This is a genomic window from Nostoc sp. DedSLP04 (assembly GCF_034530775.1).
In the GTDB taxonomy this organism is placed as follows: domain Bacteria; phylum Cyanobacteriota; class Cyanobacteriia; order Cyanobacteriales; family Nostocaceae; genus Nostoc.
The window spans coordinates 37,866-53,519 of record NZ_JAVRCL010000027.1; the positions used below are offsets into that span (position 1 = coordinate 37,866).

13 protein-coding genes are annotated in these 15,654 nt (G+C 43.3%); 6 read left to right on the forward strand and 7 right to left on the reverse strand.

The genetic code is table 11. The annotated features are described in order from the left end of the window. The first annotated feature begins 165 nt into the window (after positions 1-165). The 4 genes from RMX89_RS17045 to RMX89_RS17055 all read left to right on the forward strand — a co-directional run bounded on the left by RMX89_RS17045 (position 166) and on the right by RMX89_RS17055 (position 2,962). On the forward strand, positions 166-333 hold the full coding sequence (locus RMX89_RS17045; RefSeq protein ID WP_322689735.1) for a hypothetical protein: 168 nt from the start codon (positions 166-168) through the stop codon (positions 331-333). A 12-nt stretch (positions 334-345) separates the two neighbouring features. Next, positions 346-453: a hypothetical protein gene (locus RMX89_RS34535; protein WP_375466736.1), complete on the forward strand. Its 108-nt coding sequence runs from the start codon at positions 346-348 to the stop codon at positions 451-453. A 175-nt stretch (positions 454-628) separates the two neighbouring features. Next, positions 629-1,507: a peptidoglycan recognition family protein gene (locus RMX89_RS17050; RefSeq protein ID WP_322689736.1), complete on the forward strand. Its 879-nt coding sequence runs from the start codon at positions 629-631 to the stop codon at positions 1,505-1,507. Between the two features lie 198 nt (positions 1,508-1,705). Then, on the forward strand, positions 1,706-2,962 hold the full coding sequence (locus RMX89_RS17055; protein ID WP_322689737.1) for an FAD-dependent hydroxylase: 1,257 nt from the start codon (positions 1,706-1,708) through the stop codon (positions 2,960-2,962). A gap of 34 nt (positions 2,963-2,996) precedes the next feature. On the opposite strand, the gene RMX89_RS17060 is transcribed toward RMX89_RS17055, so the two are convergent. After that, the gene (locus RMX89_RS17060) at positions 2,997-4,520 is read right to left on the reverse strand and encodes a site-2 protease family protein (protein WP_322683201.1); all 1,524 of its coding nucleotides are present in this window, start codon (positions 4,518-4,520) and stop codon (positions 2,997-2,999) included. Positions 4,521-4,714: 194 nt separating this feature from the next. Here RMX89_RS17060 and RMX89_RS17065 point away from each other — a divergent pair, with 194 nt between their 5' ends. Further along, positions 4,715-5,446 carry an MBL fold metallo-hydrolase gene (locus RMX89_RS17065; RefSeq protein WP_322689738.1) on the forward strand — a complete coding sequence of 244 codons (732 nt, stop codon included), beginning with the start codon at positions 4,715-4,717 and terminating at the stop codon, positions 5,444-5,446. A gap of 259 nt (positions 5,447-5,705) precedes the next feature. Here RMX89_RS17065 and RMX89_RS17070 read toward each other — a convergent pair whose 3' ends face one another. Genes RMX89_RS17070 through dnaG form a run of 3 tightly spaced genes read right to left on the reverse strand, consistent with a single transcriptional unit; the run spans position 5,706 to position 9,083 of the window. Continuing rightward, entirely contained in the window at positions 5,706-6,893 is a 1,188-nt protein-coding gene (locus tag RMX89_RS17070; RefSeq protein ID WP_322689739.1) for an RNA-guided endonuclease TnpB family protein, read from the reverse strand. A gap of 2 nt (positions 6,894-6,895) precedes the next feature. Beyond that, a complete protein-coding gene (locus RMX89_RS17075) occupies positions 6,896-7,102 on the reverse strand; it encodes a hypothetical protein (protein WP_322683179.1) in 207 nt (68 codons plus the stop codon). Between the two features lie 58 nt (positions 7,103-7,160). Beyond that, a complete protein-coding gene (gene dnaG / locus RMX89_RS17080) occupies positions 7,161-9,083 on the reverse strand; it encodes a DNA primase (protein ID WP_322689740.1) in 1,923 nt (640 codons plus the stop codon). Between the two features lie 475 nt (positions 9,084-9,558). Here dnaG and RMX89_RS17085 point away from each other — a divergent pair, with 475 nt between their 5' ends. Next, positions 9,559-10,911 carry an N-acetylmuramoyl-L-alanine amidase gene (locus tag RMX89_RS17085; RefSeq protein WP_322689741.1) on the forward strand — a complete coding sequence of 451 codons (1,353 nt, stop codon included), beginning with the start codon at positions 9,559-9,561 and terminating at the stop codon, positions 10,909-10,911. A 104-nt stretch (positions 10,912-11,015) separates the two neighbouring features. On the opposite strand, the gene RMX89_RS17090 is transcribed toward RMX89_RS17085, so the two are convergent. The 3 genes from RMX89_RS17090 to RMX89_RS17100 form a co-directional block, all read right to left on the reverse strand. After that, positions 11,016-12,116 (reverse strand): LLM class flavin-dependent oxidoreductase, encoded by a 1,101-nt coding sequence (locus RMX89_RS17090; protein WP_322689742.1) that lies wholly within the window; start codon positions 12,114-12,116, stop codon positions 11,016-11,018. A 331-nt stretch (positions 12,117-12,447) separates the two neighbouring features. Next, positions 12,448-13,227, reverse strand: a complete 780-nt coding sequence (locus RMX89_RS17095) for a class II aldolase/adducin family protein (protein WP_322689743.1) — start codon at positions 13,225-13,227, stop codon at positions 12,448-12,450. Positions 13,228-13,706: 479 nt separating this feature from the next. Further along, complete coding sequence (locus tag RMX89_RS17100) at positions 13,707-15,551, reverse strand: tetratricopeptide repeat protein (protein ID WP_322689744.1); 1,845 nt, start codon at positions 15,549-15,551, stop codon at positions 13,707-13,709. Positions 15,552-15,654 lie beyond the last annotated feature (103 nt).

Genomic DNA, 15,654 nt, shown 5'->3' on the forward strand with positions numbered 1-15,654 from the left:
AACCTCAGAGCTTTGTCGATGAACCTCAGAGCTTTGTCGATGAACCTCAGAGCTTTGTCGATGAACCTCAGAGCTTCGTCGATGAACCTCAGAGCTTTGTCGATGAACCTCAGAGCTTCGTGAATGAGTCTTTGAACTCCGTTAACGAGTCTTTGATACTCGTGAATGAGTGAATGTAATTGCGAGGTTAGCGATGTCTACGACGGGCTACGCCTACCTGAGCTATCCGTAAATAATAATCCACAATTAAAATCGCCGCCGCCTGAAATTATTGAGCAGGGAACGCAGGGGATTTTGAACTATCTTCGAGCCAGGTTAGAAGCTAAAGAATAATATCTTTCTAAACTGCTAGTAGTTGGTGAAGAGAATGTGGGTAAAACATCATTAACAGCGCTACACGATGAAGATTTTCACACCCACGAATCCACTACCCACGGCATTGAAATTAAATAGCTTTTAACAGCACTATTGCAGGGATTCTCAAGGTATATTTGACTAGAATTAAGGTATTATAGCGATTATTATTTGGATACTATAAGCGGTAGGGGGTTTACAGAAGTGCGCCTCTACAACTGACACGCCAGTTTAGCTATAAATTAATATCTACGGTTTTACGGGTATTAGAAAAATGAAGTTTACAGACTGGGTGACTAGGGTGCTACTAATCTGGCTGATGTTCGCCACTTTAATTGTAGTGCTGCTAATTGGACGAGCAACAAAAATACACAACAATCCGACAACCTCCCGTGCAGCCAATCCACAGGTTACAGCTTTCAGTAAATATCCCCAGGCGCAATTTCAATCAGCGAAAGAGCCAGAGAAGAAATTTCAAAATGTTATCAAGTCCCCAGTCAAGACTAACCAGCCTGTCGCAAGATACATAACCACTCAAGCTTTTGCACAGTACAGACCTAATTATCAAGTTGTCTCAGTCGATCCAAGTAACTACGGTGAACGTTACGCTCAAGATGTTAATGGCATTCCTCTCAGCAACCAACCAATTATCGTCATCCATGAAACTGGTTATTCAGCTTCTAGCGCCATCAATTTCTTTCAAGTAGCCCATAACGATGAAAGTGTGCAAGCAAGTTACCACGCTTTAATCAAGTTAGACGGAACGGTGGTTTATCTAGTACCGCCAGACAAGCGGGCTTTTGGTGCAGCTAACTCTGTGTTTGAGACTCCACAGGGAGTGGAAACTGTGCAGACTAATCCGACTTTACCCGCGTCTGTGAATAATTTTGCTTATCACGTCTCTTTGGAAACACCGCCAGATAGTTATGACAGTGGCAGTCAACAAACCCATAGCGGCTACACGGAAGCTCAATATCATTCTCTTGCTTGGTTAATTGCTCAAAGTCAAGTCCCAGACGATCGCATCACTACGCACCATTTAGTAGACCGTTCTGGTAAAAAAGTTGACCCGATAAGTTTTGATGGTCAGAAATTTCTGAGCTTACTTAATACTTATCGTCAGGTTAGACCAGTCTATCGAGTCAGCAAATAATTCAGATGAATAAGAGATCCCCCAACCCCCTTAAAAAGGGGGCTTTTTATATCCCCCCCAATTTATCGGGGGGTTAGAGGAGATCAAGTTTTCACGTTTTTGGGTGCGTAAATCCTATTTAATTTTGAATTGTTAACTTGCTCAAGAAGGCGCGATCGCGTCAAAATAAGAGTTAAGACGCTGTAATCTAACTTAACAATGACCACAACGCAGCTTGAGCAAATTTCCCCTCAATTAACACCGCCAAATGAGCGGGGATATGAATACGATCTGGTAATTGTCGGCGGTGGGATTATTGGGTTAACTCTAGCCTCTGCTTTAAAAGATTCTGGCTTGAGTGTCTTACTAATTGAGGCGAAAGTAGCATCTGCGGCGGTAGCCAAGGGACAAGCTTATGCAGTTCACAAACTTTCGTCGCTAATTTATCAAGGAATTGGTGTTTGGGACAAAATGTTACCTCAAATAGCCAAGTATTGCCGAGTCCGTCTTTCGGATGCCGATCACCCCGATGTGGTGGAATTTACCACAGATGATATAAATACAGCAGAGTTGGGTTATGTAGCGGAACACCAAGCGCTATTGCAGCCGTTGCAAGAGTTTGTCCAAAATTGCCCAAATGTGACTTATTTGTGTCCGGCGGAAGTGGTAAATACGCAATACCAGCAGAATATAGTCGCCATCGAGATAAAAATTGCCGATCGCCTCAAGACAGTTCGCAGCAAATTAGTTGTAGCAGCAGATGGATCGCGATCGCCAATTCGGCAAGCGGCTGGAATCAAAACTTCGGGCTGGAAATATTGGCAATCTTGCATTGTCGCCTTTGTCAAACCAGAAAAACCCCACAATAACACCGCTTACGAAAGATTTTGGTCTAGCGGCCCTTTTGCGATTTTACCTTTACCGGGGAACCGTTGCCGCATTGTCTGGACAGCCCCCCATGAAGAAGCAAAAGCTTTGTGTGCTTTAAATGACGAGCAATTTTTGGCAGAACTAAGCCGCCGCTATGGCGATCGGATGGGGAAACTGGAATTACTCGGCGATCGCTTTGTTTTTCAAGTACAACTCATGCAAAGCGATCGCTATGTTCTCCCGCGATTGGCATTAATTGGTGATGCGGCGCACAATTGCCATCCCGTCGGCGGACAAGGTTTAAATTTGGGTATTCGGGATGCCGCAGCTTTGGCGCAAGTAATTCAAGCAGCGCACAAAGCGGGTAAAGATATTGGCGATATTCAGATTCTCAAAGGTTATGAACGCTGGCGCAAGCTAGAGAATCTGACAATTTTAGGTTTCACCGATTTGTTAGATCGGATGTTCTCTAATAATTTCTTCCCCGTGGTGGTAGTTCGTCGCTTGGGTTTATGGTTCTTGCAGCGAGTACCTATATTAAAAGTATTTATGCTGAAATTGATGATTGGCTTAAAGGGGCGGACTCCAGAATTAGCAAAACGATAAAGTTTGAGAATGCGATCGCTGATATGTTTACTTTTTAAATTTGCAAAAAGTTTGCGATCGCCTGCGGTAATGGCAGAATAATTACAATCAACAAAGCCATTGCCAGTAACCCCCAAACGTCACGTTTGTTATCCAATTCAGTGACATCATTCAGTGCAGGTTCATCAATCAACGGCATAAATAATAAGATAATCGCCCACACCAAAAATTCTTCCCGAACTAAAGAAAGTAACAGCAACAACACACGAGCGATTTGACCAATTACGATCGCAGTTCGTTGTCCAAACATTGCATGGACAATGTGACCTCCATCTAATTGTCCCACAGGCATTAAATTTAACGCTGTGACAACTAGTCCTAAAAAACCTGCTACTGCAACTGGATGCAAATCGAGGGCTGATGTTGCTGTTAACTGACTTCCCAAAGCTAACTTCGAGAGTATAGCCAGTAAAATTGAATACTTAGGATTGAGAGCATCAGGATTTAAAAGTCGGGTTTTTTCAGTCAGGGAAACTATATCAGAATGAGCCAAACCCCATATTAGTAGTGGCAAGGTGACAACAAAACCTGCAATTGGCCCAGCGATACTAATATCAAATAAAGCTTTGCGGTTGGGAATAGGACTACGCATTTGAATAAATGCGCCAAAAGTTCCCAAGAAGAAAGGCACGGGAATAAAGTAAGGCAACGTCGAGCGAATCTTGTAAAATTTAGCTGTTAAATAATGCCCAAGTTCGTGAGTGCCCAAAATAGCCATCAGTCCTAAAGCATAAGGCAATCCCTTGAATAGGACATCTGGGTTAGATAGAAGTTTGAACAAAGATCCAATTTGCCAGATAGGCGGCAGAGTAACACCAGTATTTTGCACTCCCACCAAGGTAGTAGTGATCAAAGTAGCTACTAGCAGCATCAGCGCTAATCCTGGTCGAGTTAATCGTTCCTGGTTGCGTCGTGGTGTATCTGTCTGTTTCGCAGCTTGAGTGTTGGGAACTAGGACAAAGAAAGGTTTGCCATTGAAGCCTTCTTGAAAAATCAGCAAGAAGCGATCGCCAAATTGTGCTTCAATATTAGTTTTAATCTGCTGGTAAGCGTTGCTAGCTTTAGTTCGCAACTGACCACGGCAAATCACAGATTGTGGACGATACTCAATATTTTGAACGTAGTATACAGACCAAGGAAAACAATTTCGCAGTTGAGTTTCTTCGGCTGGTTCAATGGGACGCACTATTGGTTCTGGGATAGGCTGGATAGTCGGTTGTGATTCTGAGGCTGGGGTTTGGGCTTCGTCTGTCTGCGTATCTCTTGGTACTTGACGCCCCCATTGAAACAACACCCAATACAAGACTGTGCAGACAAATACTGACCAGAGGATCAGCCCTGGCGGTGGAGGTTGTTTCGCTCCGTAGATGAGCGTCCATCCGCTCAACAGAAATGCTGGTGTCATTAAAACCAGCCACAACAACCATACTGGTGTGCGGGTGATGCGAGCAACGCTGCGCTGCACCATTAGATAAGTAGCAAGCCCCAGCAGGAGGATAAACAAAAACCAAAATGCCATGTTCTCTTCAGTAATTTTGACAAAACGCCCCACCAGTAGCTTCAGCACCATAGCATTAACTACAAGGCAGACCTCAAATCCCAATTTTTTTTCACAACGGTTAACAGTGCTGGTTAACGCTCAAGTTGCAATTCTTGAGAATTTCCGCACTGTCATCAAATTGTCCACAACTCCTCAGTTTCGGTTCTTTGATTATGTGCCCTTTACCTCAACAGCCAAGTCATACAACTAAGCCACCACGGGCTGTCTTCCCGGACGAAGTTTTCAGCGGAGGTTCTCTGCAATCGGACTTCGCACAAGAGAGCATTTTTGCCTTTCCACCCAATCGGGACACATTAGGGGGAACCTCTTATTTTATTGTAAGAAATGAAGGCAATATCCTCATAGATTGCCCTGCACTAGAAAAAACAAATCAAGATTTTTTAGCAGCGCATGGAGGCGTGCGTTGGTTATTTGTCACCCATCGCGGTGCTATTGGCAAGACTGCTGAATTTCAGCAAGCTTTTGGCTGCGAGGTGCTGATTCAAGAGCAAGAAGCGTATTTATTACCAGGCTTAACCGTAACTACCTTTAGACAAGAATTTACTCTTGATGCAGCTATGCAAGTGATTTGGACACCAGGGCATTCTCCTGGCTCATCTTGTCTATACTACAGCGAACTTGGGGGTATATTATTTTCTGGTCGCCATTTACTCCCTAACCAGCACGGTCAACCAGTACCATTACGGACAGCTAAAACCTTTCACTGGCCAAGGCAAATTCAGAGTCTTCGATTATTGTTAGAACGTTTTACACCAGAAACTCTCCAGTATATTTGTCCTGGAGCTAATACAGGATTTCTTAGAGGTAAGCGAGTTATAGATCGAGCTTATCAACACCTCGCCTCTCTGAATTTACCAGGTTTGCTGGGGATACAACCATTTTAGAAGTCGTATGGCTATTGAAAACCGCAAGGATGAAATTTTGTCAAGACAGCAGTTTTCATGTATTTGAACCATACCTGTCGTAGGGCACAAGGCCTTGCGCCCTACTAATCAAGATTTAGGTTGAGCGTGAGTGCAAGGCTACAACAGCTCTGTGATAGAAAATAACCGTTGTCGGTCTATTTGGTTGAAGCTTGATTTTTTCAGCGTAGAAAGCCTGTTGACATCCACCGCGCCGTGAACGGTCGGGGATTCCTAAGACTCACGACTTAGGTTTCTGTTTCTTTCCCTTACGGGTTTTTTGCAACTGCCCTTCAGCCTTAAGGCTGTCAGGTCTTATATTCGCTCCACAGACTGAAACTGCGAGTCCCGCAGCCAAAATATTCTTACTTGCGTTAATATCCCGATCGTGACGTATGCTGCATTTTGGGCAATCCCACTCTCTGATATTCAGAGGCAGTTTATCAACAATGTATCCGCAGTTCCCACAACGCTTAGAACTAGGAAACCATCGGTCAATCTTGACAAAAGTACGACCATACCAATCGCACTTATATTCAAGTTGTCTGACTAATTCAGCCCAGCTAGCATCACTAATAGAGAAAGCGAGTTTTTTATTTTTCACCATATTCTTCACAGCCAAGTCCTCAATAGCAATCGTTTGGTTTTCACGTACCAATCGAGTTGTCAACTTGTGAAGAAAATCATTTCGTGCATCACTTATTTCGGCATGGATCTTGCCTACTTTAAGCCGAGCCTTATGGCGATTATTAGAACCTTTCTGCTTACGAATTAACGCTTTTTGTGCCTTACTCAATTTAGCTTTTTTTGCCTTAAACCTCTTGGGATTAGCGATCTTCTCACCTGTACTTAAGGCAACTAAACTGGTGATACCTAAATCAATGCCAATAGAGCTAGTAGATTTAGGTAATATGCAGATTTCTACATCTACTAATATTGAAACAGTCCAGCGTCCAGAGGGTGAAAGTTTTACTGTAATCGTGGATGGTTCCGCACCTTGGGGTAGTTGTCTGCTCCAACGAATAGCCAATGGTGTCGGACTTTTAGCAAGAAATATTTGCCCATCTCTAAACTTAAAAGCTGCCTTGGTAAATTCAGCATTACCCCCGTTGTGTTTTTTCTTGAAGTTCGGATATTTAGCCCGTCCTGCAAAGAAGTTGCTAAATGCTGTTTGCAAATGTCGCAAGCCCTGCTGTAATGGCACGCTGCTAACATCATTAAGAAATTGTAAGTCATCTTGCTTTTTCCAATTAGTCAGCATTGCTGAAGTTTCAATGTAACCAACTCGTTTCTGGTCTTCATACCATGCTTGTGTCCTTGCGGCGAGAGCGCGGTTATAGACTAAACGAGTACATCCCATCGTTTGCCGAAGCAAAGTCTCTTGCTCAGGTGTTGGATAGAATCGGTATTTGAAAGCTTTTTGTGTCATTCTTACATTATATTCGATATTCTGTAAGAACAAAAATTAATCAAAGCACTGACCGTAAACGGCGGGGTTTTAAACCCATTTTTCTGATAATAATATTGATACCGCTCTGGTTCCGCTTCTGGATCGGTTTGTTGCCAGAGTTCCAAAAAGTGACGATAGCGTTTTTCAAGCATCACTAAATCCATACAAGCGATCACAGCTTGAACCACTTGCGGAATAAGCAACTAGCAAATGATTTAGCTGAGATAACTAAGATTCATGACAGCCTTAATCACTAAATCTTTGTACTTCTTCTATGGAAAAATTACGCTGTTCGTTTAACTCCAGATATCGCTGTTTTTCGGCTGGAAAAGCCTTACCATAGTATTCATATCGCTCCGGTTCAGCTTTCTCATCACTTTGTTTCCATTGTTCCTCTAAGTGACGGTAGCGCTTTTGACTCATCACCAGTTCCATACAAGCGATCGCAGCTTGAACCACGTGCGAGGTACGCAATATTTCTTTCTTGCTTTTCTCATTTAGATGAAACAAATGGGAAACTAATTCCAATTCCTCTGCCAATTCTAGATATCTGTCTTGCAGATTTGATATTAAATTTATATGCTCCACCTTAAACTCTAAAATCTGTTGCCACAAAAATCGGTGATGAGAAAGGCTAAATTCTAAATTTTGCCCCTCTAGTTTGTCAATAATCGCTTGACGCTGTTCGGGGCAATGTAGGTAAATCTTCAGCAATAAAGCCTCTGCCAGTTCTAAAAGACTGCCTCCAGTAAGAGCATTTCTTTGATTGACGTTTATAGACTGCTGCTTGCGTAAAGACATTGGCTTACGGGAAGTGGCAACTGGCGCAATCTGAGTTAAAAGATTTTCTACTCGTAAGGGTTTAAGTATATCATCTCCAAAACTGAGTATTTCAGCACACTGGTCAATGTAATAGTCGCGTGTATCAATATTATTAATGTTTTTTAATAACTTTACTAGCTGTTTGGAGACTTGCTGAAAATCAGTAGCCTGTTTTAAGTCTCGGTCTTGAATAATTTGCTGAATCTGCCAGTCTAGCCAAAGTGGCGCATTTTTTAGCAGTTCTCCATAATCTTCTGGAGTGTGACTATGCAAGTATTCATCAGCATCTTTGCCATCGGGTAAATTGAGAATTTTTAGCTGAACTTCGCCCTTGTATGCGAGTTCGGCAATTTCACCAATCGCCCGTTCTGCGGCATTGATTCCAGCTTTATCAGCATCAAAGTTGAGTACTAATTGTTTTGATTCGGTGTAGCGTAATATTAATCGGACTTGTTCTAAGCTTAAAGCTGTACCGAGTGAGGCGACGGCGTTATTAATACCAGCAGCGTGGAGAGCGATCGCATCAAAATATCCCTCCACCACCACGGCTCGATCGAGTTTAGAAATACCATCTTTGGCTCGATCGAGGGCGAATAAGGTTTTACCTTTACTAAAAAGTTCGGTTTCGGGTGAATTCAAATATTTAGGCTGTTCATCAGTCAAAGTTCTCCCACCAAAGGCAATAACGCGCCCTTGGACATCACGAATGGGAATCATCAAGCGATCGCGAAATACATCATAATACCCACCACCTTCCCGGCGTGGCTTAATCAATCCCGCTTTTTCCAGTATTTGCACTGGGTAATGTTTATCATCCACTAAATAACGATAAAGAGTTTCCCATCCTGCAGGAGCATAACCTAAACCAAATTGCTGTATAGTTTCTTCTTTGAGTTGGCGGTTAGATTGCAAATATTCAAGTGCCTTTTGTCCTTGGGATTGTCTCAAGGCGTGTTGATAAAACTGTGCTGAAGAAGCGAGAACTTCATATAACTGCTCGCGCAAAGATAGCTGACGCTGTAATTCTTGGCGTTGTTCGGGTTCGAGAGTTTGTATAGGTACTTGGTAACGCCGTGCTAAATCCAGCACCACATCAGCAAAAGAACGCTTTCCCAACTCCATAACAAACTTAATGGCATTTCCCCCAGCTTGACAGCCAAAGCAATAGTACATTTGCTTGGTTTGGCTGACAGTGAAACTGGGAGATTTCTCATCATGGAAAGGACACAAACCAACGAAATCTTTCCCGCGTTTGCGTAAAACTACGTATTCTGAGACGACATCTACAATATCAGCTCGTAGTTTAACTTCCTCAATTGTATCTGGGTGCAAGCGGGGGATTTGCATATCTTAGTTATTGGGCATTGGGAAAAGGTGACAGGTGAGAGCGAATAATCTGTACCCTGTAACCTATTCCCATATTCTTCCGATCAATATGTATTGATCTCATCTCAATATATTCAATATATATCGATCTCATCTCAATATATTCAATATATATCGATGTCAGCGAATAATTTGTACCCTATTCCCTTCCGCAGTTCCTAGCCCCTAGTTTCTAGGCATTGGGTATTAGGGAACTCCAAAAAATAAATTATCCAATTTTTGGAATCAAAACGACTTTTCCTCCCCCTGCTCCCTGCCCTCTGCCCCCTGCCTTAAAAGCGATGGGATATTTTTTTATTTGGAAGCCCCTTAACTTTGGAGAAATACCAAAGGACAAATGACTTTAAAGTTCTGATAGCTATTATATTCTTGTTGCCAGACCAAGAATGATGTATACAATTGCTTAAACTTAATTTTATCAGAGGAAATACTGAAAATGGGGCGTATTTTTATATCAGCAGCTCATGGAGGCAAAGAAGCGGGAGGAATAGACCTAGGTGCGATCGCAGGTGGTACAAGTGAAGCAAAAGAAATGATTTTGCTGCGAGATTTGATTGTCACGGAACTGAGAGCGCGGAGTTTGGAAATTTTAGCGGTTCCTGATGACTTAAGCGCCGCCCAAACTATCTCTTGGATCAATTCCCGCGGCCGCCGGGGTGATGTCGCCCTAGAAATTGCAGCTAATGCCGCTAACAGCCCTTCTGTGCGTGGGGCTAGCGTTTTCTACATCACTAATAATAGCGATCGCAAGAGCAATGCTGAACAGTTACTAGTAGGATTGTTGCGCCGCGTACCCCAATTACCGAATCGGGGAGTCAAGCCAGATACAGATAGTGGATTGGGTAGTTTAGCATTCTGTCGTCAGACAACGCTGCCAGCTTTGGTAATACAAGTGGGGTTTCTCAGCAATCCAGAGGATCGGGCTTTGCTGCAAACTCGTCGCCGCGATTTTGCTTTGGGAATTGTCGATGGATTGGTGACTTGGAGTCGTGTAATTGACCCCACTCCCGGAACTCCAGCCGAAGTCAATTATCCACCTATTAATATTAATATTAATGGACAAAGTTACACCGAGCAAGGAATTTTAGTTAATGGGAATGCTTACATCCCCATTGATTTAGTAGACCTTCTCCGAATTGACCTTTCAAAAGCGGCTAATGTCAATCGCATTACCTATCACAAAGTAGTTTATGTCAAAGCAATCGAACTGCGAGATTTTAATGTTGCAGTTAATTGGGATGCGGCGACGCGTACTGTTAGCTTGCGCTCGAATTTAGTAGTTTGCCCCGGTCAATTTTCGCGGGTAATGTCGAACGGTAATACTTCCGAAGTACAGTTACAATTATTTTTAAGAAATAATAATGAAAATGCTATAACAAAGTTTCCTGACATCCCCAAACTTTATCGGGAAGAAACAGGTATAGAGGGAGTGAACTATGATATTGCCTTTTGCCAAATGTGTGTAGAAACGGGATTTTTACGGTTTGGTGGTGATATTAAACCTGAGCAAAATAACTTTGCAGGCTTAGGTGCGATCGGTGGCGGTTCGGAGGCTGCGTCTTTCCCAAGTGCAAGAATTGGAGTTAGGGCGCACGTTCAACATTTGAAAGCTTACGCTAGTTTAGAACCTTTGGTACAGGAAGTAGTAGATCCCAGATTTCGTTTTGTCACACGCGGGATTGCGCCATTAATCGATCAGCTATCAGGGCGATGGTCAGCAGATTTAGATTATGGTACAAAAATTTCAGCAATGCTTAAACGATTATATGAATCAGCAGGACTTCTTTGAGTATTGAGTAAATTATTCCAAGTAGGTCTGCGTCAAAATTTGTAGTTGGAATAAAGCAAGAAGCAAGAGGGCTTTAGCCTAGTTTATCTTTGTTTACCGGGGTATTAACTGCTTACTCCAACTGTTTGCCGTTCTCGTCGTGCGACTTCTGCACGTACTAAAGGTATAACATCACGCCCATAAGCGATCGCATCCTCTAAAGGATCGAAGCCCCGAATCAATAAAGTAGTCACACCTGCATCGTAATAATCAACCAAAGCCTCTGCTACTTGTTCTGGTGTACCTACTAGAGCAGTAGTGTTACCTGCCGCACCAGTAGCTGCGGCGATCGGTGTCCATAGACGCTTATCATAAATCTCATTTTTGGCGGCAAAATCTAGCAGACGTTGCGATCCTACCGCCTGTGGTCTAGCTGGGGTAGCTAATTTTGCGCCTCCTCGTAACTCTTGAATTCGCGCTAAAATACTATGTGCTTTTTCCCAAGCCTGTTGTTCTGTAGCACCAAGAATCGGTCGCAGAGAGACACTGAAGCGAATGGAGCGATCGAGTGGTAAGGCAGCACGCACCTCTGCAATTCGTTCTTTAACTGCGGCAATTGGCTCACCCCACAAGGCATAGACATTACTGTGTTTGGCTCCTACCTGTACGGCTGGCCCAGATGCACCACCAAAGTAAAGCGGGATGTAGGGCTTTTGCAGCGGCTTGATCGCAGAGAAAGCATCCTTGATGCGGTAGAATTCACCTTCGTAATCAAAGGGAGTGTCGCTTGTCCAGACACGACGAACAATTTCTAAATATTCATCGGTGCGACGGTAACGGCTGTCATGATCTAGCCAGTCACCATCTCTTTGCTGGTCAGCATCACTGCCACCGGTAATAATATGTATTGCGATCCGACCGTTGGTAAAATGGTCAAGGGTAGCTGCTTTGCGAGCTGCCAGAGTTGGTGCCACAAAACCCGGACGATGAGCAATTAAAAAGCCCAATCGCTCGGTTGCTGAAGCAGCAAAACTAGCAACAGTCAAACCATCAGGGCTACTAGAACTATAGCCAATCAATACTTTGTCAAAGCCTCCTTCTTCATGGGCTTTGGCAAATTCACGAACATAAGCTGGATCGATGATGTCATCGCCCAGACCACCTGATGCACTATTTAATTCCGAAGTCCGTTTTGTCCGAATCAATCCAATAAATTCAATGGGCATAATTAATTATACTAAAAATGTTGGTAAGTGAAAGTAGAGAGCAGGGTAGGATGTTGATTTTGTACATTTTCAGGGGTTAAAAATTCATCCACAATCCTTTCCAATCCTTGCTGAGTAAAATTTGTAGTGGGAAAAGTTATTTTTCGCGTTCTTTAAGTAACAATTCATTTGTGCATCAACCCAAGCCTGTAAATTTATGTGGGAAAAGTTATTTTTTGCGTTCTTTAAGTAACAAGTAATGAGTAAATACCCATTACTCATTACTCATTACCCATTACTCATTACTCGATTATTGACCAATGCCCAATCCCCAATCCCTATTTCCTAATACCTAATCCAATAAGTCTGGTTGGTCGTGGGTAATTTCATCCCATAAATACTGGAATCCACCCCAGCCTGCTTGGTGAGTACCACCGCGTTGTTGGATCTTTAAGGCGATGTCGTGGTCAATCAGGATGGGTTTTCCTACGGCTTCTGCTAGCAATTGCGCCTTAGCGGTATCCTCTAACCTGATGTACCACCAAGCGGCTTCATCCACACTCTGCCCTACGGTCAATATTCCGTGGTTGCGTAAAATCGCCGCTTTGCTCGTTCCTAGTGCCTGGGCAATGCGTTTTCCTTCGCTTGTTTCTAAGACAATGCCTGTAAAATCATCAAATAGAGCATGATCTTGGTAAAAAGCACAGGAATCTTGGGTAATCGGATCGAGCAACCGACCCAAAGATGACCAAGTTTTGCCATAGAAAGAATGGGCATGAGCCGCTGCAATGACATCGGGGCGGGCTTCGTGGATTTGAGAGTGAATGGCAAATGCTGCTTGACTAACTTTGCCTTCACCTTGGACTACCTGACCTTGACTATTTACCAATATCAGGTCTGATACGCGAATGCGACTGAAGTGTATCCCAAAGGGATTTACCCAAAAATGATCGGTAAGTTCGGGATCGCGGGCAGTGATATGTCCTGCCAATCCTTGAGCAAAACCCAAACGCGCAAATACCCGAAAAGCTGCTGCCAAGCGTTCTTGGCGATGGCGACGCTCTGATTCAATGGAAACGAAGGTCGGTGGCTGAAAGGGATTGCTGGGGCGGACGAGAGAAGTTTGCACCATAATTTTCAACTCCTACGTATGGATTGGGTAGACCTACAGCGTTGCCTCACTGCTGCTGAAAGCCTCAAGGTTTGTCGATAGAGATCGCTTCACCATTAAACTAGCGATAACAATAAAGAATTATGGCTCGGTGGGCGATGCCTACGGCGGTAAACTACGCAGTTTTTATCGCTGCAAAGACGTATTGTTCAATCATGTCCAGTGGACAATGCTACACATAACTTTTGGCTAATAACCGTAAATACGTTACTAATTTACTGATATCAGCTTTTCAACTACCTATTGACAACAAATTTATTAACTACAGTAGTGTAAAAAACTACTGTAAGTCAATCAAATTACAGTAGTTTAAACTACAATGAAACTACCACAGTTCATTTAAATAAGCAAGCCAAATATAGAGTTCTGCTAGAAAATATACTTGAGGAGACTGTTGTGATTTGTTAAGCTGTGGAGCGATCGCTTGGTTTTTTCGGTTCTCACATATCTCCTTTATATTCTTCTAACAATTGCGGAATGTGATCGTAACCATCTACACCGATAACCGCAATAATTTTCGGGCGATGTTGTTGTAAGAACTTTTGGAAAGCTTCTGCCCCGATTTGTCCTTGTAAAATTGTCAGTAATCCTGCTGCTTGACGCCACTCATTAGAAGCAATTTGCTCTAAAAGATACATTCCCAAGCAACCTGTATAAACAGTTTTTTCAGAATTTTGCAGATGATAATAAGCTTCTGCTAAATAAGCTAAGTTCCGCCCTTGGAGATACAAATCACCGGAAACTTGCGCTGTTTTAAAACCATCTTCCAGATATTTAATTGCAGTTTGGTGTTCTCCGATTACTAAATAGGCAATTCCTAAGCTGCTGACACATAAGGCTTTACTTTGCAGATCGCCTAATTTTTCTGATAATTTTAAACCTTGTTCCAAATAATTAATTGCGGCTTCATAGGTTTCGGGTTCTAAGTTTTCCAATTCCTGAGCTTGCATGACTTCGCTGTAACCCAAATTTACCAGCGCGTTTGCTTCTCCTGTGCGATCGCCTGCTTGCCGACTCAGTATTAATGCTCGTTGACTGTAATTAATTGCTTCAGCATAATTTTGCTGTTGCACGTAGGTACGGCTGAGATGGTTGAGATTGGCAATTTCACAGGTGCGATCGCCTGCATTCCTGGCTATCTCTAGCGCTTGCTGATGAAAATCAATGGAGCGCTGGTATTGTCCCAAAGCACGCTGAGAATAGCCTAAAAGGGTCAAAATCCGCGCCTTTTCCTGAGTTCCCTCACCTCGTCGCAGTGGTTCATCTAAATAATCTAGGGCATCTCGTAAATAAGTGCCAGTAAAAGAGGCAAAAATCCCGCCGTAAAAGGGAAAATACGGACGCTGGGCAAAGGTTCGCAAAATCTGGAGCATGATTTGAGAACAGGCATCGCTGTATATTGTCCCAATGCTCCTAAAACCACTTGCTAATTGACTCCAAATCACCGCAAAGGTCAAAAAAGTGGAAATGGACAACTTTGGCCCAGCCTTAATATCGTAAGCTTGTTGGTCAAACCAGCTAATTAGTCCCCGTTGCAAGAACTGTAAAATTAATGCCATTTCCACCCAATCTCTGAGGGTAATACCACGCTGTCGTTTGGCAAACTCAATTGCGGATTCTTCCCTAGCTAAAGTGCGAAGCAGTGCTTGGGGTAACTCACTATTGAGTTGTTTTGCCCAACTTGCCCAAGGGCCGCGTTCTCCCGGTACACCGCCAAACCCCAGAGATTCTTTTTGCTCGTACATCCAACTGAGCAAGTTGTCTTGCAATCGCTGCCAAGAAGCTAAACCACGGGTAATCCCTTCGGAAAATTGTTGTAAATCAGCATCTGCCTGGGCAAATTGCTGCAATGCCTTGGACAACTGCTGTAACTGTTGTAAATTTAGCGGATACTTCTGATTGGGGTCAGTAACTCGGATAAATGTCGCTAGACGCTCGGCAGGGGTGGCTGTGGTGATTTCTGTAACTGCGGAGGCGATCGCTTCTGTTGCTTTGTTTTGCTCTTGCCAGCGTTGCCATTGACTTTGAATGGTCTTAATGGCTCTCAAAGAGCGAGTCGCCTTGGCTTTCTTAAGTTCGTCTTTTTCGTTATCTACTTGGCTTTGGAGGGAATTCAGGCGATCGCTCAAAGCTAGCTCAAAGACTTCCCCTGTACCGGAAGAGATTCCTTTAAGCAGCATTTGATACACCTGTTCTACAGAGCTAATTTTGCCCTTGAGGGTGGTTTCGACAATTTCATCGATTAAGGCAAGATAGCGATCGCTTAATGGCAGAGAGTCTGGCACTTTGGCTACTAGGAGAATGTCACGTCAATTCTAATTCTAGTCTTGGCTGCACAGCTAGGGGAAAGAATTAGCCACTTTTGGGCAGTCATGGTTATAACAAATG

What these genes read in the sequence shown, in the direction of transcription:
- RMX89_RS17090 (WP_322689742.1), bottom strand. Translation starts at nt 12,116, where the DNA reads ATGCCCATTGAATTTATTGGATTGATTCGGACAAAACGGACTTCGGAA.
- RMX89_RS17045 (WP_322689735.1), top strand. Translation starts at nt 166, where the DNA reads ATGAGTGAATGTAATTGCGAGGTTAGCGATGTCTACGACGGGCTACGC.
- RMX89_RS17050 (WP_322689736.1), top strand. Translation starts at nt 629, where the DNA reads ATGAAGTTTACAGACTGGGTGACTAGGGTGCTACTAATCTGGCTGATG.
- RMX89_RS17085 (WP_322689741.1), top strand. Translation starts at nt 9,559, where the DNA reads ATGGGGCGTATTTTTATATCAGCAGCTCATGGAGGCAAAGAAGCGGGA.
- RMX89_RS17060 (WP_322683201.1), bottom strand. Translation starts at nt 4,520, where the DNA reads ATGGCATTTTGGTTTTTGTTTATCCTCCTGCTGGGGCTTGCTACTTAT.
- RMX89_RS17095 (WP_322689743.1), bottom strand. Translation starts at nt 13,227, where the DNA reads ATGGTGCAAACTTCTCTCGTCCGCCCCAGCAATCCCTTTCAGCCACCG.
- dnaG (WP_322689740.1), bottom strand. Translation starts at nt 9,083, where the DNA reads ATGCAAATCCCCCGCTTGCACCCAGATACAATTGAGGAAGTTAAACTA.
- RMX89_RS17065 (WP_322689738.1), top strand. Translation starts at nt 4,715, where the DNA reads ATGTGCCCTTTACCTCAACAGCCAAGTCATACAACTAAGCCACCACGG.
- RMX89_RS17055 (WP_322689737.1), top strand. Translation starts at nt 1,706, where the DNA reads ATGACCACAACGCAGCTTGAGCAAATTTCCCCTCAATTAACACCGCCA.
- RMX89_RS17070 (WP_322689739.1), bottom strand. Translation starts at nt 6,893, where the DNA reads ATGACACAAAAAGCTTTCAAATACCGATTCTATCCAACACCTGAGCAA.